Below are 17,718 nucleotides of genomic sequence, written 5' to 3' on the forward strand. Positions count from 1 at the left end.
CGTCGTCGACGGAATCTCGTCGCGTGCCAATGCCGATGACACCTGCTCCGGGTCGTGGGATCCTGAGCAGCGAATATCGGGGGTCGGAAGGGGACCGGAGTGCTCGACTTCATTCTTGATCCGCAGGTCCTCGGGCAGACCTACTTCACGATCTCGCCACTGGCCGAGGCGGCCTTGAGTCTGCACCAACTCGGCCGTCGGCACGACGCGATCCACGCACGCTGGCGCTCGAGGGTGCGTGATCGACTCGCCGACCTCGATCTACCCCTGTTGTTGGCGGCCGTCCCGCCGGGGCCGCGGTTCGCCGACTGCCTGCTCTCGCCGGCCCCGATCTCGCGGACCCGGATCGAGGACCAGTTGGACGATCTGGTGAAGGTCGAACCGGCGATACTGGCCGCCGACCTGGGGTTCGTCTGGGGTGCACAGTTGCCGCCGCGGCTCCGCGACCTGGTGGACGCCGGTTCCGACGGGCCGGCCCGGCTGGCCGACCGGTTCGCCGAGTATTGGGAACGGGTCCTGCGTGACGTCTGGCCGCGGATGCTCGCCGTCCTCGAGGCCGACATCCGCCGTCGCAGCGTCGCCTTGTCCGGTGCCGGGCTGTATCGGTTGCTGGAGGGGGTGCACCCGGAGATCACGGTCGAGCACGGGACGATGCGCGTCGACAAACCTCATCTGCCTCCGGAGACGCTGCACGCCTCGGCGATGACGTTGACCCCGTCGATCTTCGGTTGGCCGAACCTGATCATCCAGGACGGCGAACGTGGCAGGTTCGGGCTGATCTACGGCGCCCAGGGAGTGGCGACGACCTGGGAGGGATTGCATTCTGCGCCCAGGCTGGGCGGTGATCAACTGGCGTTGTTGCTCGGCCGGACGAGGGCCGAGATCCTGCGTCGAGCAGACCTGCCGATCAACACAACTCAGCTCGCCCGCGAGCTCGGTCAGAGCCTCGGGTCGGTCAACGAGCACCTGACACTGCTGCGCGACAGCGGCCTGCTGGAAAGTAACAGGCAAGGTCGTTCGGTGCTCTACAGTCAGACCGCGCTGGCGCGTTCCCTGGTCAGTGCGCAGGACTGACAGCGTCGGCCCGAGATCACGTCTCGGTGGCGTCGAAGCGGACCCGGATGCCGGTGAAATGATCTTTCATCGCGCGGGTGAAGTCAGCGGCCGAGTTCTTCTTGATCGCTTCCAGCAGATTGCGATGCCAGCGGGCGGCGTCGGCCGGCGTGTAATGATCACCGGGTAGTCGCTCGTTGACCTCGGCGAAGGTGCGCCAGAAGACGCTCAGCAGGTCGATGATCAGCCGGTTGTCCAACGGTGCGTACAGGGTGCGGTGGAAGTCCAGATCCTGCTCGGCGAAGGTCTGCCCCCGGGCGGCCATCTGCTCCATCGTGTCGACGATCTCGGCGAGCCGCTCGTAGCCGGTGCCCCGATAATGCGCGATCACCTGGTCGGCCAGGCCGACCTCGAGGGCTTCGCGGACGTCGAGCACGTCGCGGACGTCACGGAGGTCGCCGGCCATCGACTGGGTCATCCGGAAGGCGAGCCCGTCCTCGAGTGATCGCAGCGAGAGGGTCCCGACGTAGGTGCCGTGACCATGTCTGATCTCGACGATGCCGACGGCTTCCAGCGCCTTCATCGCCTCCCGCAGCGGATGCCTGCCGACACCCAGCTGGTTCATCAACTGTTGCTCGGTGGGCAGTGGGTCGCCGGGCCCGAGATCGCCGGTCAGGATCAGGGACTTGACCTGCTTCTTGATGAAGTTCTGGTTGTCCAGCGCCGTCCGCGGACGGCTCCGGGTGGTGGAGGTCTCGGCCGTTTCTGCGGCGGTCTGCTTACTGTCGGGCGGTGGACTCACAGGGACACCTCTAGCACACCGGACGCCGTGCTGCTGGCGCTGCCGGGCCGGACGAATTGCGACGGCGAAGGGTTGATGACATAGGACGTACTATGTCATGCTGCCGAGGCAGACCGACAGGTCGGCGTCGTTCCATCGAGGGAGATGGTCTTTCATGTCGTATGCATTCAGTCGCCGGACCGCACTCGCCGGCAGTGTCTCGATCGCGGCGGTGGCCGGCCTCGGCGGCCTCACCGGATGTTCCAGCAGCAAGTCCGACCAGGCGGTGGCCAACGCCAAGGTGACGTTGCCGAGCTATCGGCCGTTGTCGACGGTCAAGCCGGATCTGCCCGGCGACGATGTGATCCTGGACGGATTCCTGTCCTATCCCGCCGATCCCCGACGGTCGGTGCAGGGCACCATGGGTGACGGCAAACCGATCACCTTCATGACCAACATCCCCGGCGCCATCCCGCCGTCGGTGGACAAGAACGCGTTCTGGCAGCAGCTCAACGATCGGCTCGGCAGCGAGCTGCAGATCAGCATGTCCTCCAACGACGAGTACCCGAAGAAGTTCGCGACCAGGATCGCCGGAGATGATCTTCCCGACATCCTGAACATCCCTACCACCACGCCGCAGCTACCGGCGCTGGTCAAGGCCAAGTGTGTCGACCTGACCGAGCAACTCAGCGGGGACGCGATCAAGAAGTATCCGAATCTGGCCAACCTCCCGACCGAGGCATGGCGCGGCTGTGTCTTCAACGGCGCGATCTACGGAGTGCCGGTGGTGCGGTTGATGTCGCGTACGTCCGGACCGCTGTACCGGGAGGATCTGCTGGCCGAACACGGCATCACCGATCCGGCGCCGAAGGACTTCGCCGCCTTCCGCGACATCTGCGTGGAGATGACCGACACCAAACGGAACCGCTGGTCCTGGGCAGTGCCGCCGACGAACTACGTCAAGCAGATGCTGGGGATCGGGCCGGGCTGGACCGAGAAGGGCGGCACCTTCACCCACGCCAACGAGTCCGACAAGGTGCCGCAGGCGTTGGAGGCGGTGCGCACGATGTACGCCGACAATCTGATCAATCCCGACGCCCTGACCTCCGGTGCCAGCGCACAGAAGGAGTGGTTCGGCGGCGGGATCGTCAGCTTCGTCTACGACTCCTACGTCGCCTGGAACCAGTTCTACGCCGACAACACCTCGGTGAAGGGATTCGAGGTCAACATGCTCGACGTACCGGGCTTCGACGGCGGCGACGGTACGCCGTGGATGGGTGCTGCGCTGAACAATCTGACCGCCTTCACCCAGGGATCCGACCACAAGATCGACACCCTGCTGGCGTTGGCCGACTGGATGGCCGCACCGTTCGGCACCGAGGAATACCTGTTTCGCAAGTACGGCGTGCCGGGCACCGATTTTTCCTTGCAGGGCAGCGATCCGGTCCCCAACGCCAAGGGAGTCCTGGAGACCGGGATCGGATTGCAGTACATCTGCGACTCCCGGATGGCGCTCTACCTGGCCGGCAAGCCCGAGGTGCCGAAGAAGCAGCAGCAGCGCCAGCGTTCGGTCAAGCCGCGACTGGTCCGCGACGAGTCGTACGGGCTGTACTCGGAGACGATGTCGAAGACGGGGCCGACGATCGACGGCACCCTGAACGACCTGCAGACCCAGATCATCGCCGGCCGGAAACCGGTGTCGGCCTGGAAACAGGGTGTACAGGACTGGCTGGCCGGCGGTGGTGAAAGGATCCGCGCCGAGCTGCAGAAGGCCCACGCCGATGTCGCTGGCTAGCCGATCTGTTGAGCGGTCCTCGGCTCCCGATCACGACCCGGTCACAGCGTCGCCCGCGGCGAGCCGGCCCACCGCGGCCCGCCGTCGCGGCGTCTGGTCCAAGCTCTGGCGGGATCGGGTGTTGATCTTGTTCTGCCTACCAGGGTTGGCGGTGATCATCGGTTTCCACTACCTGCCGCTGCTGGGCAACGTCATCGCCTTCAAGGATTATCAGCCGTTCCTCGGCATCGCCGGCAGTGACTGGTCCGGACTGGACAACTTTGCGGTGATCTTCGGCGGCGATTCCCAGTTCCTGAACGCCCTGAAGAACACACTGATCCTGACAGCGCTGCAATCGGTGTTTGTCTTTCCGGCGCCGATCCTGCTGGCCCTGCTGCTCAACTCGCTGCTGTCGGAGTCGATCAAGCGGATCGTGCAGAGTGTGCTCTACCTGCCGCACTTCCTGTCCTGGGTGATGGTGGTCGCCCTGTTCCAGTCCGTGCTCGGCGGCAGCGGGCTACTGAACAATTTCCTCCGGGCGCATGATCTCGACACCCTGAGCATCATCGGCAACCCCGACACCTTCCGGATCCTGCTGACCTCGCAGGTGATCTGGAAGGACACCGGCTGGGCGACCATCCTGTTCCTGGCGGCATTGTCCCAGATCGACGCACAGCTCTACGAAGCAGCCAGCGTCGACGGGGCCGGCCGCACCCGACAGCTCTGGCACGTCACGCTGCCCGGGCTGAAACCGATCATCATCTTGCTCTTCATCCTCCGGCTCGGTGACTCCCTGACCGTCGGCTTCGAGCAGATCATCCTGCAGCAGCAGGCGGTCGGCCGGGACGTCTCGGAGGTGTTGGACACCTATGTGTACAACAACGGCATCATCGCCGGTGACTGGGGAGCGTCGGCCGCCGTCGGTCTGGTCAAGGGGATCGTCGGCGTGGTACTGGTGCTGACCGCGAACAAGATCGCCCACATCTTCGGTGAGGAAGGGGTGTACCAGCGATGACGACTCAAGCGCTGTCCCGACGACCGGGGCGGCCCCGGTCCCTGCGACAGGCACCACCTTGGCCGGTGCGGATCGGCAAGGGAGTCGTGCTCGCGATCGCCTGCCTACTGGTGATCTTCCCGTTCATCGGTGTGCTCGCCACATCGATTGCTCCGGCCGAACAGATCTCTGCATCCGGTGGGCTGGTGCTCTGGCCACGAGCGGTAACGCTGACGGCGTACGAGTCGATCTTTGCCGGCGGCGTGGTGACGCGTGCCCTGATCGTCAGTGTTCTGGTCACCGTGGTCGGCACCGTGCTGAGCCTGACCGTCTCCTGCCTGCTGGCCTACGCGTTGTCCCGTCGGCAGTTCGTCGCCGGCCGACCGATCCTGATCATCGTGCTGGTCAGCATGCTGTTCTCGCCGGGCATCATCCCGACCTATCTGGTCGTCAAACAGGCCGGACTGCTGGACAGCCTCTGGGCCCTGATCATCCCGACCATGGTGAACGCCTTCAACGTGGTGGTGCTGCGGGCCTTCTTCACCGGGGTGCCGGCCGAGATCACCGAGAGCGCCCGGGTGGACGGGGCAGGGGAGTTGCAGATCTTCGGACGGATCATGCTCCCACTGTCCAAGGCGGTGCTGGCCGTCGTCGGTCTGTTCTACGCGGTGGGCTACTGGAACGCGTTCTTCAATGCCCTGCTCTACCTCAATGACTCCCGACTCTGGCCACTGCAGCTGGTGCTGCGCACCTATGTGGTCAACGACACCGCGCTGGGCAGCGCGGAGCTGGCGACCGAGCAACTGCCACCACAGCCGGCGATCAGGATGGCCATCCTGGTCATCTCGATCGTGCCGATCCTGATCGTCTACCCCTTGCTGCAAAGGCATTTCGCCAAGGGTGTGCTGACCGGGGCGGTGAAGGGCTGAGATGGACGGCCCGCCGAACATCGTGGTGATCCTCTCCGACGAGCACGCCGCCGATGCAGCAGGATTTGCCGGACACCCCCAGGTCCGGACACCGCAGCTGGACCGACTCAGCCGATCGGGGGTCACCTTCGACAACGCCTACTGCACCAGCCCGATGTGTGTGCCGTCCCGGCTGTCGATGCTGACCGGTCGTTACGTGCACCGGATCGGCGCCTGGGACAACGAGGTCAGTCCGTCGCCGGAATTCCCGACCTGGGGTGATCATCTCCGGCCGGCCGGCTACCGGAGCGTGCTGGACGGGCGAACGCACGTCAACGGCGACGACCGGCTGGTCGGGTTCGATGGGCGACTGGTCGATGATCATCCCGACTGGCTGGCCAGCAGTGGCCGTCCGGTGCCGCGGACAGCGGACTGGCAACGGGGCAGCAACTCCCACGTCAGTGAGGTCGCTGTCGGTCCACATCACCACACCGACAGCGATCGGGCCACCACCCGGGCGGCGGTCGACTTCCTGCAGGGTCGGCAGCGGGCGGCGCCGTTCCTGCTCTACGTCGGCTACATGCATCCCCACTTCCCGTTCGTGGTGCCGCCGGACTACGCCGATCTGTACGACGCCGATCAGGTACCGTTGCCGACCGGATGGGACACTCCGGTGCGAATGCAGCATCCGGTGATTGCCCAACTGCGACACAGCTTCCGTAACGACGAGCCGCTCGCGGCGGACCAGGTGCGTGCCGCAACGGCCGCCTACTGGGCGTTGATCACGCACCTCGACGATCAGATCGGGCTGCTGCTGGCTGCCCTGGAGAACACCGGTCTGACCGACGCCACGGTCGTGATCTACACCAGTGATCATGGTGAGATGGCGGGCCGGCACGGGATCTGGCAGAAACAGTGCTTCTACGAACCGGCGGTCCGGGTGCCCATGATCATCCGCGACGGCCGATCGCCCGATGGCGCGGGACGACGGGAGTCCACCCCGGTCAGCACCGTCGACCTACTGCCGACGCTTCGTGATCTCGCCGGACTGCCCGGCGACCCGGAGCTGCCGGGGCGGAGCCTGCTGGGTCCGTTGTCCCCGGTCCCGGTCTTCGCGGAGTATCACGCCCAGGGCCAGCTCACCGGCGGCTTCATGCTGCGCTCCGGTTGCTACAAACTGTGTGCCTACGCGGGCCGATCGCCGCAACTCTTCGACCTCGTCGATGATCCGGAGGAGCTGACCGACCTGGCCGGAGATGCTGCCTACGCCGAGGTGTTGGACCGGCTGCAGACCGAATTGGCGATGATCATCGACATCGACGAGGTCGACCGACGGGCCCGGGCGGACCAGGCCGAGCGGACCGTCGTCGCCCGACGATGATCACCCCGGCGGCAGGATCCGGACGTCGGTGACGGTGAGATCGAGCGCGGTGGCCGCGGCCGTGATCTGTTCGGAGGCGCGTTCGGCGGTCAGGCCCGAACCGGCGGTGAAGGGGCGCAACTCGATCACGGTGTCGGCGGAGGGGCGACCGGGCATCGTCCGCCAGCCGCCGACGATCCGGCCGTCCAGCAGGATCATCGGCAGGAACATCCCGTTGGCCCGGGTCCAGATCCGGTCCAGGTGCTCGCGGTCGATGAAGCGGTCCCGGTTGGCCGGTGCATAGCCGAGCAGCAGTCCGTCGAACTCGGGCAACAGCCGGAGGCCTGGGTCGCTGCCCCGACGCTGCGGCAGCTCGGCCAGGTCGATCAGGTCCTCACCGTTCGACACCGGATGCCGAACCAGCTCGTCGGTCATGCTCGCCAGTGCGCGGTCCACCGGTGTCAACGCACTGCCGGCCCACCAGGCGATGTCCCGGCGGGTGGCCGGGCCGTAGGCGGACAGGTGGACCCGGACCAACTCGATCATCGCCTGCTCAGCGGAACGCGGCGCGAGTTCCGGTCCGACGACATCAATCGCGGTCCGATGCAGGGTGTCGATGCGTCGTTCCCAGTGGTCATCACGAGGCCGTCGCAGCAGACCACTGTGGCCCCAGATCAGATTGCCGGCCTGGCTGGAACTGGCGCCCGGTCGGACGGACGCTCCACGGTCGGCCAGCCAGCCGAAGATCTGCTCAGTCAGCTCGGCGCGGGGCCGCCAGTTACCGGTGCAGAATGCCTCGATCTCGGTGATCAGATCCGGAACGGTCAGCCCCGCGTCGGTGAGCCCGAGGACTCGCCGCAGATCGACCGCCCGGGCCTGACGGGAGACCGCGTCCAGTGCACCGAACGGCGCCGGCCGACTGGTGTGCACGGTGCCGCGGAGATTGGTGGTCTTGATCAGATCGCCGTCGACGAACCCATCCCGTACGGTCGCGTAGCTCACTCCGGGCAGCCGCGCGGCCGCAGTCAGGAACGGCGCCCGTGGCACCTGCGACTGGATCGGTCCGACCCGATCGAACAGCTCCCGGACCGCTGCCCGTCCTCGCCCTCGGATCGTCGGGAACTGCCGCCCCAGCGTGATCCCAGCCAGCCGCTCCCGAGTCAGTTTCATGATCGACAACCCTAGTGTTCCCGACCGCTGTCGGGTGCGGAGAGCAGGTCCAGGCCGAATTCGGTGCGGAGGACGGTCGTCCCGCTGCCGGTGAGGCGCAGCGCACGATGGGTGTCGCGTGGTTCGAGCCAGCCGGCGTCCAGGAACCGGTCCCGGATGCCGCGTCCCAGTTGGCCGGCCAAGTGATGACGGGTCTCGGTCCAGTCGACGCAGTAGCGCACCAGCCGGCGGCGTCCGCCGGGCAACGTGATCCGAAGTCGATCAAGGAACCGTCGCCCGTCGGCGGTGAGTTCGTAGTCGATGTCCTGACCGGACCCGGCCGGATGATCGGCCTCGGCGTGCTGCCGGTCGAAGGTCCCGTCGCCACCGACGATCAGACCGCGATCCAGCATGCTGCGCATGATGCCGACGCCGACCCGGCCGGCGATGTGGTCGTAGCAGGTGCGGGCCAGGCGCAGTTGGCCGGCGCGGGTGCTGGATCGCAAGGAGGTGATCGGCTCGGCAGGGGAGAGTTGGGTCAGCCGCTCCAGGATGTCGGCCACCTGCGGACCGGCCAGCCGGAAATGTCGGTTCCGTCCGTCGGCGCGGACGGTGATCAGTCCGCCCTCGGTGAGTCTGCGCAGGTGGGCGCTGGCCGTCGACCGACTGACTCCGGCCTCGGTGGCCAACAGACTGGCCGACAGCTCGCGTCCGGAACTGAGGGCCAGCAGGATCCTGCTCCGGGCGCGATCGGCGAGGAGTTCACCGATCCGGGACAGGTCAGCGTCGCCGGTCATCATCGTGCCCTCCCTGCGGATTCGTCGTCGGTGGTGGCCCGGACCGCACTGACGACGGCGAGCCCGCACACCATTGTCCCCACCAACAGCGCAACCGTCGCGCCGTCGCGGGGACCGCCTGCATTCAGCAACGCACCGAGGACCGCGACACCGATCGCGCCGCCGAGTTGTCGAGCAGTGTTCAGAGCGCCACCGGCCAGCCCGGCATGATCCGCCGGTGCTGCATTCAACGCGACCGACGTCATCGCCGGCATCGCCAGGGAACACAGGCCGATCACGGTCAGCCCGGTGATGATCAACACCGGTGAGCGCTGCCAGGTGCCGAGCGCGATCACGACGCTGCCGGCGGCGGCGAGCCCGAAGCCGGCGAGCATCGGTCGGCGCGGGCCGAGGCGGGCGGCGAGGAAGCCGCTGCCGGTCGCCCCGATGCTCACCACCAGCGCCATCGGCAGCACCGCCAGGCCGCCGTCCAAGGCGGAGAAGCCGAAGTCGCTCTGCAGCACCAGCGATACGCACAACAATGCGCCGTACATCGCGAAGTTGAAGCCGAAGCCGGTGACGATCGCCCAACGGAACCCGGCTGGCCGGAACAAGCCGGGCGGCATCGTCGGACCGGCGCTGCGGCGTTCGACGGCGACGAAGCCGGTGGCGGTGATCACCGCCAGGACGAGCAGCCCGAGACCGACAGCCGGCCGTCCCTGACCGCTTTCGATGATGGCTCCGGCCAACGCTGCAAGGCTTCCGGTGCCGAGCAGTGTGCCGACCGGATCGAGTCGACGCGGCCGAGGCCGGTCCGGCGGTGCGGTGATCGCGATCGCCGCACCGACCAAGATCACGATCGGGATGTTGATCAAGAAGATCGCCGGCCAGCCGGCGTGTGTGATCAACAGACCGCCGACGATCGGACCGGCGGCAAAGCCCGAGGTCGCCACCCCGCCCCAGATCCCCAGGGCCCGCGAACGGGACCGGCGCTCGGGATAGAGTCGGCCGATCATCGCCAGTGACGGTGGCAGCATGATCGCCGCTGCGACCCCCTGCAGTACTCGGCCGATGATCAACAACTGCCACCCGGCGGCCAGCCCGGAGAGTAGCGAGGACAGTCCGAAGAGGCCGAAGCCGATCAGGCAGCTGCGCCGGTGGCCGATGCGGTCGCCCCAGGCGCCGGCGGCCAGCATGCAGGCCGCGAACGGTACGGCGTAGCCGTCGACCACCCACTGCGCGGCTCCGATGCTGCCGCCCAGGTCGCGGCGCAGGGTCGGCAACGCGACGTTGACGACCGTGGCGTCGAACTGCACCAGCCCGAAGGTGAGGGACAGGGCGATCAGTGCGGTCGACCGGAGCACCCCGGTGGCCGGCGGGCCCCCGGGCTCCATCGAGGTCCCGTCCTCGGCTGCTGCTGGTGTGGCGTCGTACGGCATGGCGCCAGCCTGCACCGGGAATGATTCGTCGGCCGACGAATCGAGCGGGGCACAGTCGATGCCGAATCGAAGGGTTGACTATGCATAATGTGCATGGCCATACTGCCTGCATGCGCACTGACCAACGACGGTCGACAGCATCTCAGTCGTCCGGCACCGACTCACCCGCCATCGACGCCCCAGCTACCGACGTTTCGGACCCGGGACGCCCGCGGCTGCTGGTGGAGCCGGCAACCGGCTCCCGCAGCTACCGGACCGAGCAGCTCACCGCCGGCCTGGCCATCGTCGGCGGTGGTCTGGCAGGCACTTGTGCTGCGATCACGGCTGCTCGGGCCGGCGTCGAGGTGGTGTTGGTGCAGGATCGTCCGGTGCTCGGCGGCAACTCCTCCTCCGAGGTCCGGCTGTGGGTACTCGGCGCGACCGCCCACATGACCAACAACAATCGGTTTGCCCGCGAAGGTGGCGTGGTCGACGAGATCCTGGTCGAGAACACCTACCGCAATCCCGACGGCAACCCGTTGATCTTCGACACCATCCTGCTGGAGAAGGTCGTGCAGGAGCCCAATATCAGGCTGTTGCTGAACACCGCGCTGACCGAGGTCACGATGAAGGAGCGGGCGATCGGGGCGGTGGCCGCGTTCTGCAGCCAGAACTCCACCCGTTACGAGGTCAGCGCCGACCTGTTCCTCGACTCCAGTGGTGACGGCGCGCTGGCGTTCCTGGCCGGCGCCGGTTTCCGGATGGGCGCCGAGGCGTCAGCGGAGTACGGCGAACTGTTCGCTCCGAGCGAGGAGTTCGGCGACCTGCTGGGCCACTCGATGTACTTCTACACCAAGGATGTCGGTCATCCGGTGAAGTTCGTCGCGCCGTCCTACGCTCTGTCCGACCTGAGCGACATCCCGCGAGCCCGCAGCTTCAACACCAAGGAGGACGGCTGCCGGCTGTGGTGGATCGAGTGGGGCGGTCGGCTGGACACGGTGCACGAGACCGAGACGATCAAATGGAAGCTCTGGCAGGTCGTCTACGGGGTCTGGGACCACCTGAAGAATTCCGGTGAGTTCCCCGATGCGGAGAACCTGACCCTGGAGTGGGTGGGCACCATCCCCGGCAAGCGGGAGAGTCGCCGCTTCGACGGTCTCTACCGGCTGCGGCAGAGTGACGTCATCGATCAGGCTCAGCATGACGATGCGGTCGCATTCGGCGGCTGGTCGATCGATCTGCATCCCGCCGACGGCGTGTTCAGCGAGAAGCCCGGCTCCACCCACCTGCACTCCCGCGGCACCTACCAGATCCCGTACCGCTGCCTGGTCAGCAAGGACGTGCAGAATCTGTTCTTCGCCGGCCGGATCATCAGCGCCAGCCACGTCGCCTTCGGTTCGACCAGGGTGATGGCGACCTCGGCACACGGTGCTCAGGCCGTGGCGCTGGCGGCCGCGCTCTGCCTGCGGGACGGCAGACGGCCTGCGGAGTTGCTCGACCCGACGGCGATGGCGGAGCTGCAGCGGGCCTTGCTGCGCGCCGGTCAGCACATCCCGCAGCGATCGCTGGACGATCCCGATGATCTTGCTCGGACCGCGACGGCCAGTGCCTCCTCCGAACTCTCCCTCGGGGCACTCGCGGCATCGGGACCGGTCGGGTTGGATACCGACCGCGGCCAACTGTTGCCGCTGCCGGCCGGGCCGGTTCCGCAGGTCCTGCTGCGGGTCGACGTGACCGCCGCGACCGAGCTGCGGGCCGAACTGCGGCGCGGCGCCCGCGCCGATGACTACACACCCGACGTAGTCCTCGGCCACTGCCGGGTGCCGCTCGATCCCGGCGATGATCAACTGATCAAACTCGACTTCGACGCCGAGCTGACCGAGGACGCGTACACCGTGCTCTGCCTGCTGGCCAACGACGCGGTGAGCGTCCACACGACGGAAACGATCATCACCGGGCTGATCCCGCTGCAGCACAGCAAGGACCAGCTGGCCGATCCCTCGATCGGCTGGCCGGGCCTGGAGTTCTGGACGCCGGTCCGGCGGCCGGCGGGCCGCAATCTCGCTCTCACCCTCGACCCGCCGATCGTGCCCGGACCGGCAGCATCGGTGCTCAACGGACTCGACCGGCCGACCGACCGGACCAACGCCTGGATCGCAGCACTCGACGACGAACTCCCGACGCTGCGACTGACCTGGCCGAGTCCACAGCGGATCGGTCGGATCGAGTTGCGGTTCGACACCGATTTCGATCATGCGATGGAGTCGGTCCTCTACACCCAGCCCGAGTCACCGATGCCGCAGTGCGTCCGGGACTTCACCGTCCTCGGCGACGGACGCGTGCTCGGCGCGGTCCATGATCATCACCAGTCCGCCTACACCCTGGTGCTGGATCAGCCGACGCTGCTGTCGGAGGTGGTGATCACCGTGCAGGCCGTCAACGGGAACGCGCCGGCCGCGATCATGGCCGTCCGCTGCTACGCCGATCCCGACAGCCGGATCCTTCGCTCCGCCGGACCGGAACGGGACGGCGATGGCTGAGCCGGTCGCGGCCGAGGACCAGTCCGCAGCGGTCCCGGCAACCACCGGCAGCCAAGCCCTGGCACGCGGGCTGCACATCCTGCGGATGTTGGTCGACGAGGGGGCGCCGATGACGGCGACCGAGATCGCCAGGCGGGTCGGCCTGCACCAGAGCTCGGTGTCACGGATCCTGGCGACCCTCTCCGAGGCCGGACACGTCCGTAAGAACGACGCCGGGCGCTTCGTTCCCGACTACGGTGTCCTCGCGCTGGCGTCGGCCACGACGAGGATGCCGCTGCTGCGTCGGCCGCGGAAGGTGTTCGAGGAGTTGATCGCCGAGCATCCGCAGATCGGCGTCTCGATGTGCATGCTCTGGCGCGACGAGATGATCTACCTGCTCCGGGCCCGCAGCGGCGGCGAACCGTTGAACTACTACTGGTCCGGCGGCTTCCCGCTGAACATCTCCAGCCCCGCCCTGCGCCTGTTGGTCGACCTCGATGACGCCGATGCCCGAGCGATCCTCGCCGCATCCCGTCGCCGGCACGGCTGGGGCGGGCGACCTGGCGTCGCACCGGCGACCGAGGAAGCGACCCTGCAGGCCGCCCGAGGGCTGCTGGTCGACGACGTGATCATCCTGAAGGGCTGGTACGAACCCCAGCTGACCGGCGGCGCGATCGCGATCGAGACACCCGAACCGCATCCGGTGGCGCTCGCCCTGGTCGACGACGGCCGGCTGTCCCCGGAACGACTCACGGTGCTGCTGCATCAGGCCCGGCGACGGATCGAACGCAGCTTCGTCGAACCGGACGAGACAGGCTGATCAGCCCATCCACAACTCCACAAGCCACCCAGCCCAACCACGGGGCCAGGCAAGCATGCCCATCAGTTGCTCGATGAGGAGTGAACCATGGTCGAACCAACCACCATCAGCCGACGTCGGATGCTCGGCGGAGCGCTCGCGACCGCCGCCGGAGCTGCCGGTCTGAGCGGATGCAACCTCGCCAAGGGAGGAGGTGGCGGTTCGGGCACGACTCTCAACGTCTGGGGCGGGGTGCCGAACGAGACCGGTCCGGACGACCTGTGTGCGGCGTTCATGTCCGAACACCCCGACATCAAGGTGACCTACACCCGCTATGTCAACGACGACGACGGAAACATCAAGCTGGACACGGCTCTGAGCGGCGGTGTGCCGATCGACATCTACTTCAGCTACGCGCCGCAGCGGGTGGCACAGCGGGCGCACAACGGTCTCGCCCTGGACCTGACCGACAAGATCAACGCCGAGAAGGACCTGGCGCCGTTCACCGCAGACGCATCGCCGCAGGGCAACTTCGTCTTCGACGGCAAGCTGCATTGCCTTCCGGCGGCACTGGCCCCGGTGACGGTCTACGTCAACAAGTCGATGCTGGACGACGCGGGCATCAAGCTGGGCGACAACTGGACCGTCGACGGGTTCGTCGACGTCGCCACCGAACTGACCAGGAAGGGACGGTTCGGCACGCTCAACTCGCCGTCGCTGGCCCGGCCCGCGCTCGGCCCGGACTACCGCTACACCGACGGTGGGAAGGCCTCCAACTTCGCCGATCCCTGGTTCAGCAAGGAACTGGAGTTGGCGCTCAAGCTGCAGAAGTCGAAGATCGCGATGGATCAGCAGACGATCATCGCCGAGAAGTTGGACGTCTTCAGCCAGGCGCCGTTCATCGCCGGACGGGTGGCGATGTTGATCTCGTCCGGACAGATCATCCGATCGATCAACGACACCAAGGGCTACCCGCACGACTTCGTCACCGTCGGGATGCCGATCCCGTCGCCGGAGAAAGGGAAGCAGGGCTGGAACACCGGCTCGATCGGTGACCTGATGGCGATCAGCCCGAAGTCGAAGCACCAGGACGAGGCCTGGGAGCTGACCAAATTCTGGATGCGGAACGCGGGCAAGTACATGGTGAAGGGCGGCCGGCTGCCGAGCATGCCCGGCTCGACCAGCGAGGACGACGTCCTGAAGCAACTGCTCACCGACAAGGCCGACACGCTGTACGACGTCCCGTCCTGGAAGAACGCGCTGCTCGGGCCCGCGGTGAAGTATCCGGTGGACACGATCTTCACCGCCGGTACCGAGATCGACTTGTTGATCAAGGACCTGAACGACGAGACGCTGCTCGGTGATCGGACCGTCAAGTCCTGGGTGAGCCAGGCCGTGAAGCAGAGCGACGCGGCGATCAAGAAGGCGGGCGCCTGAGGTGGCGGTCGCGTTGGCGGGGGTGCGGACCCGAGGTCGGCCGCGCGGTCCCGGCGGGATGTCGACCCGCGCGGGCTGGTTGTTCATCCTGCCCAACCTGGTCGGATTTCTCGCCTTCACCCTGGTGCCGCTGATCAGTGGGGTCGGGATCTCCTTCACCAGTTGGAATGTCGTGTCCGGCCTGTCCGGTATCCAGTTCGTCGGCTTCGACAATTTCGTCGCGTTGATCAACAGCGGTGCCTTCTGGCGCGCGGTCGGTCGGACGATCGTGTACGCCGGCGTCGGCGTCCCGCTGACGATGGCCGGCGGGTTGGTGCTCGCGATGCTGCTCAACGGTCCGGTCTTCGGCAGGGCAGCACTGCGGGTGATCTTCTTCATCCCGCACATCGTCAGCTCGATCGCGCTCGGGTTCGTCTGGTTGATCCTGCTGCATCCGACCAGCGGCCTGGTCAATCTGGTGTTGCGGACCGTCGGCTTCGGGCATCCGCCGGCCTGGTTGGTGTCGCAGGACTGGAGCCTGATCTCCCTGGTGTTCATCACGTCCTGGGCCGGGATGGGCTTCCACGCGGTGATCTTCCTGTCCGCACTGCAGGCGATGCCGACCGAGCTGTACGAGGCCGCCGAGCTCGACGGCGCCGGCAGCTGGACCCGGTTCGTGACCATCACCTGGCGGGCGTTGATGCCGACGACGACATTCCTGTTCATCATGTCGTTGATTGGGCATTCGCAGGGATTCGGCCTGATCGCGTTCCTGACGCGGGGCGGTCCCGGCGAGTCATCGACGACGCTGTCGTACCTGATGTACAAGACCGGCTTCCAGAACTACCAGTTCGGGTCGGCGGCGGCGATGGGGATGATGAGCTTCGTCGGCGTGCTGTTGCTCAGCGCGGTGTTCTGGCGGTTCCAGCGCGGCAGGGGGCTGCACTCATGACCGCATCGACCGCACCCGAAGCAGTGTCGACGACGTCGGACGCAACCGCCGACCGGCGTCGCGTCTCGACCGGCGCGGTCGGGGAGAATCGGCCCCGGCTGTCGCTGCGCCGGCGCCGAGCGCGTCGCCGCTATCTGATCAAGTCGGTGGCGTTGTGGCTGTTGGCGGTGCTGTTCATCCTGCCGTTCGTCTGGATGCTCTCCTCGTCGTTGAAGCAGAACCTGGCGGTCTTCGCGATCCCGATGCAGTGGTTGCCGCATCCGGTGGAGTGGCTGAACTACGCCGAGGTGTGGCTCAACGGGTCGCCCTCGATGGCGGTCTTCTTCTCCAACTCGATCACCGTCTCGCTGCTCGGCGTGGTCGGCGACCTGACGACGTCGGCGATGGCCGGTTATGCCTTCGCCCGGCTCAGCTTCGCCGGTCGGGACAAGGTGTTCCTGCTCTACCTGGCAACGGCGATCGTGCCCAACCAGTTGCTGCTGGTGCCCCGGTTCATGTTCTTCCAGCAGGTCGGCCTGTACAACACCCTGTGGGCGCTGATCCTGCCCGGCATCTTCACCGTGTTCGGCACCTTCCTGATGCGGCAGACGTTCCTGTCGCTGCCGGCCGAATACGGTGAGGCGGCCCGGATCGACGGGGCAGGGGAGTGGCGGGTCTTCACCCGGGTCTACCTGCCTCAGGCCAAGGCGACGCTGGCCGCCCTGGGCATCATCAGCTTCGTCGGATCCTGGAACGACTACGAGAGCCCGTTGATCATGCTGTCGGACAAGGAACTGTTCACCGTGCCGCTCGGGCTGACCCGATTCGTCGATGCCGACGGTGGTCTGTCCGCCGGCTACGCGATGGCCGGCTCGGTGTCCTCGGTGATCCCGATCATGATCATCTTCCTGCTCTTCCAGCGGCACTTCATCGCGGCGCTGGCGAGCTCCGGTCTGAAGTGAGGTAGCGCGACATCTCGGCCAGCTCCCGTACATGATCATGGTCGCCGGCGGCGTCGCAGTCGTCGAACGGGTCGTAGTGCACGGCCAGGATGCCCGCATTGCGGGCGCCGACGACGTCGGCGGGCACGGTGTCGCCGACATGCACGGCCTGGTCCGGGGTGACGCCAAGAGCGGTGGTCGCGTGCAGGAAGAACCGCGGGTCGGGTTTGTTCAATCCGACCACAGCGCTGTCGAACACTTGGTCGACCTCGACCCCGGGACCGGGGCCCTGTTGACACATCCGAGCCGTCCGCAGCATGTCGGCGATCCGACCGTCGGCCTGCGAGACGATCGCCACCTTCACGCCGCCGGCGGTGAAGTCGGCCAGCGCGGCCTTCGACTGCGGGTCCGGGTCGTGCCACATGTTGCGGGTGGCGCAGGCGGCCCGGTAGGCGCGGCTGCACTCCGATCGGCGATCCTCCGGCACACCGGCATACTCGGGCAGGATCTCGTAGTAGTCGCGAGAGTCTCCGTGCGCCGGGTGCGCCGCATTGTGCGCGGCACAGTGGGCACGATAGAAGTCCTCGGACGTCCGGACGCCGCCGAAGTCGGCGATCACCGGCGCCAACTCACGGCGGTTCAGCAGCAGCAGAACGCCGCCGACATCGACCAACAACGCTGACTTCGACGAACTCGCTGACATCGGGACTCCTGGTCGCTGGACGGCAGGGCCCACCGTAGCCGTGGCCGAGGCCGTAGCTGCGGGCGGCGCCGTACCGAGCTGCGGTAGCATGAGTGCTATGTATCGTCAGGAGCTCCTTAGTTAGCCGCACGGACCCGGTCTGTGCGGCTGCCCCTCATGCCTTCGGGCCGAGGGGTCTTTTCATGTCTGGGAGTCC

The 17,718-nt window shown here is 66.9% G+C and carries 15 protein-coding genes; 10 read left to right on the forward strand and 5 right to left on the reverse strand.

Annotated elements, in window-relative coordinates; all coding sequences use genetic code 11:
• Positions 1-99: 99 nt before the first annotated feature.
• Positions 100-1,074, forward strand: coding sequence for an ArsR/SmtB family transcription factor (locus tag BLU38_RS23015; RefSeq protein WP_091527779.1), 975 nt, complete (start codon positions 100-102; stop codon positions 1,072-1,074).
• Between the two features lie 16 nt (positions 1,075-1,090).
• On the opposite strand, the gene BLU38_RS23020 is transcribed toward BLU38_RS23015, so the two are convergent.
• Entirely contained in the window at positions 1,091-1,855 is a 765-nt protein-coding gene (locus tag BLU38_RS23020) for a FadR/GntR family transcriptional regulator (RefSeq protein WP_231919998.1), read from the reverse strand.
• Between the two features lie 154 nt (positions 1,856-2,009).
• Here BLU38_RS23020 and BLU38_RS23025 point away from each other — a divergent pair, with 154 nt between their 5' ends.
• Genes BLU38_RS23025 through BLU38_RS23040 form a run of 4 tightly spaced genes read left to right on the forward strand, consistent with a single transcriptional unit; the run spans position 2,010 to position 6,891 of the window.
• Complete coding sequence (locus tag BLU38_RS23025; RefSeq protein WP_091527781.1) at positions 2,010-3,629, forward strand: extracellular solute-binding protein; 1,620 nt, start codon at positions 2,010-2,012, stop codon at positions 3,627-3,629.
• The gene (locus BLU38_RS23030) at positions 3,616-4,623 is read left to right on the forward strand and encodes an ABC transporter permease (protein WP_091527784.1); all 1,008 of its coding nucleotides are present in this window, start codon (positions 3,616-3,618) and stop codon (positions 4,621-4,623) included. The genes BLU38_RS23025 and BLU38_RS23030 overlap by 14 nt, the downstream gene beginning before the upstream one ends.
• On the forward strand, positions 4,620-5,531 hold the full coding sequence (locus BLU38_RS23035; RefSeq protein WP_091527786.1) for a carbohydrate ABC transporter permease: 912 nt from the start codon (positions 4,620-4,622) through the stop codon (positions 5,529-5,531). The genes BLU38_RS23030 and BLU38_RS23035 overlap by 4 nt, the downstream gene beginning before the upstream one ends.
• 1 nt (position 5,532) lies before the next feature.
• Complete coding sequence (locus tag BLU38_RS23040; protein ID WP_091527788.1) at positions 5,533-6,891, forward strand: sulfatase-like hydrolase/transferase; 1,359 nt, start codon at positions 5,533-5,535, stop codon at positions 6,889-6,891.
• On the opposite strand, the gene BLU38_RS23045 is transcribed toward BLU38_RS23040, so the two are convergent.
• Genes BLU38_RS23045 through BLU38_RS23055 form a run of 3 tightly spaced genes read right to left on the reverse strand, consistent with a single transcriptional unit; the run spans position 6,892 to position 10,234 of the window.
• Positions 6,892-8,040: a winged helix DNA-binding domain-containing protein gene (locus tag BLU38_RS23045; RefSeq protein ID WP_091527790.1), complete on the reverse strand. Its 1,149-nt coding sequence runs from the start codon at positions 8,038-8,040 to the stop codon at positions 6,892-6,894.
• 11 nt (positions 8,041-8,051) lie between these two features.
• On the reverse strand, positions 8,052-8,819 hold the full coding sequence (locus BLU38_RS23050) for an ArsR/SmtB family transcription factor (protein WP_231919999.1): 768 nt from the start codon (positions 8,817-8,819) through the stop codon (positions 8,052-8,054).
• On the reverse strand, positions 8,816-10,234 hold the full coding sequence (locus BLU38_RS23055) for an MFS transporter (RefSeq protein WP_091527793.1): 1,419 nt from the start codon (positions 10,232-10,234) through the stop codon (positions 8,816-8,818). Before BLU38_RS23055 ends, BLU38_RS23050 begins: the two co-directional genes overlap by 4 nt.
• 110 nt (positions 10,235-10,344) lie before the next feature.
• On the opposite strand from BLU38_RS23055, the gene BLU38_RS23060 reads away from it, so the two are divergent.
• From BLU38_RS23060 to BLU38_RS23080, 5 genes are all read left to right on the forward strand, one after another.
• Positions 10,345-12,753, forward strand: a complete 2,409-nt coding sequence (locus BLU38_RS23060) for an FAD-dependent oxidoreductase (RefSeq protein ID WP_091527794.1) — start codon at positions 10,345-10,347, stop codon at positions 12,751-12,753.
• Complete coding sequence (locus tag BLU38_RS23065; protein ID WP_091527796.1) at positions 12,746-13,552, forward strand: helix-turn-helix domain-containing protein; 807 nt, start codon at positions 12,746-12,748, stop codon at positions 13,550-13,552. Before BLU38_RS23060 ends, BLU38_RS23065 begins: the two co-directional genes overlap by 8 nt.
• A gap of 87 nt (positions 13,553-13,639) precedes the next feature.
• Positions 13,640-14,968 (forward strand): ABC transporter substrate-binding protein, encoded by a 1,329-nt coding sequence (locus BLU38_RS23070; RefSeq protein ID WP_091527798.1) that lies wholly within the window; start codon positions 13,640-13,642, stop codon positions 14,966-14,968.
• A 58-nt stretch (positions 14,969-15,026) separates the two neighbouring features.
• Positions 15,027-15,899 (forward strand): carbohydrate ABC transporter permease, encoded by an 873-nt coding sequence (locus BLU38_RS23075; protein ID WP_091527800.1) that lies wholly within the window; start codon positions 15,027-15,029, stop codon positions 15,897-15,899.
• Positions 15,896-16,840 carry a carbohydrate ABC transporter permease gene (locus BLU38_RS23080; RefSeq protein ID WP_091527803.1) on the forward strand — a complete coding sequence of 315 codons (945 nt, stop codon included), beginning with the start codon at positions 15,896-15,898 and terminating at the stop codon, positions 16,838-16,840. The genes BLU38_RS23075 and BLU38_RS23080 overlap by 4 nt, the downstream gene beginning before the upstream one ends.
• On the opposite strand, the gene BLU38_RS23085 is transcribed toward BLU38_RS23080, so the two are convergent.
• The gene (locus tag BLU38_RS23085) at positions 16,806-17,522 is read right to left on the reverse strand and encodes an HAD family hydrolase (RefSeq protein WP_157683635.1); all 717 of its coding nucleotides are present in this window, start codon (positions 17,520-17,522) and stop codon (positions 16,806-16,808) included. The two genes, BLU38_RS23080 and BLU38_RS23085, sit on opposite strands and share 35 nt — an antisense overlap.
• Positions 17,523-17,718 lie beyond the last annotated feature (196 nt).

It is taken from the genome of Microlunatus soli, from assembly GCF_900105385.1.
Taxonomy (GTDB): Bacteria; Actinomycetota; Actinomycetes; order Propionibacteriales; family Propionibacteriaceae; genus Microlunatus; species Microlunatus soli.

Coding starts and splice junctions, on each gene's coding strand:
- BLU38_RS23065 (WP_091527796.1), top strand. CDS start 12,746: ATGGCTGAGCCGGTCGCGGCCGAGGACCAGTCCGCAGCGGTCCCGGCA.
- BLU38_RS23070 (WP_091527798.1), top strand. CDS start 13,640: ATGGTCGAACCAACCACCATCAGCCGACGTCGGATGCTCGGCGGAGCG.
- BLU38_RS23080 (WP_091527803.1), top strand. CDS start 15,896: ATGACCGCATCGACCGCACCCGAAGCAGTGTCGACGACGTCGGACGCA.
- BLU38_RS23035 (WP_091527786.1), top strand. CDS start 4,620: ATGACGACTCAAGCGCTGTCCCGACGACCGGGGCGGCCCCGGTCCCTG.
- BLU38_RS23040 (WP_091527788.1), top strand. CDS start 5,533: ATGGACGGCCCGCCGAACATCGTGGTGATCCTCTCCGACGAGCACGCC.
- BLU38_RS23045 (WP_091527790.1), bottom strand. CDS start 8,040: ATGAAACTGACTCGGGAGCGGCTGGCTGGGATCACGCTGGGGCGGCAG.
- BLU38_RS23075 (WP_091527800.1), top strand. CDS start 15,027: ATGTCGACCCGCGCGGGCTGGTTGTTCATCCTGCCCAACCTGGTCGGA.
- BLU38_RS23060 (WP_091527794.1), top strand. CDS start 10,345: ATGCGCACTGACCAACGACGGTCGACAGCATCTCAGTCGTCCGGCACC.
- BLU38_RS23030 (WP_091527784.1), top strand. CDS start 3,616: ATGTCGCTGGCTAGCCGATCTGTTGAGCGGTCCTCGGCTCCCGATCAC.
- BLU38_RS23050 (WP_231919999.1), bottom strand. CDS start 8,819: ATGATGACCGGCGACGCTGACCTGTCCCGGATCGGTGAACTCCTCGCC.
- BLU38_RS23025 (WP_091527781.1), top strand. CDS start 2,010: ATGTCGTATGCATTCAGTCGCCGGACCGCACTCGCCGGCAGTGTCTCG.
- BLU38_RS23055 (WP_091527793.1), bottom strand. CDS start 10,234: ATGCCGTACGACGCCACACCAGCAGCAGCCGAGGACGGGACCTCGATG.
- BLU38_RS23085 (WP_157683635.1), bottom strand. CDS start 17,522: ATGTCAGCGAGTTCGTCGAAGTCAGCGTTGTTGGTCGATGTCGGCGGC.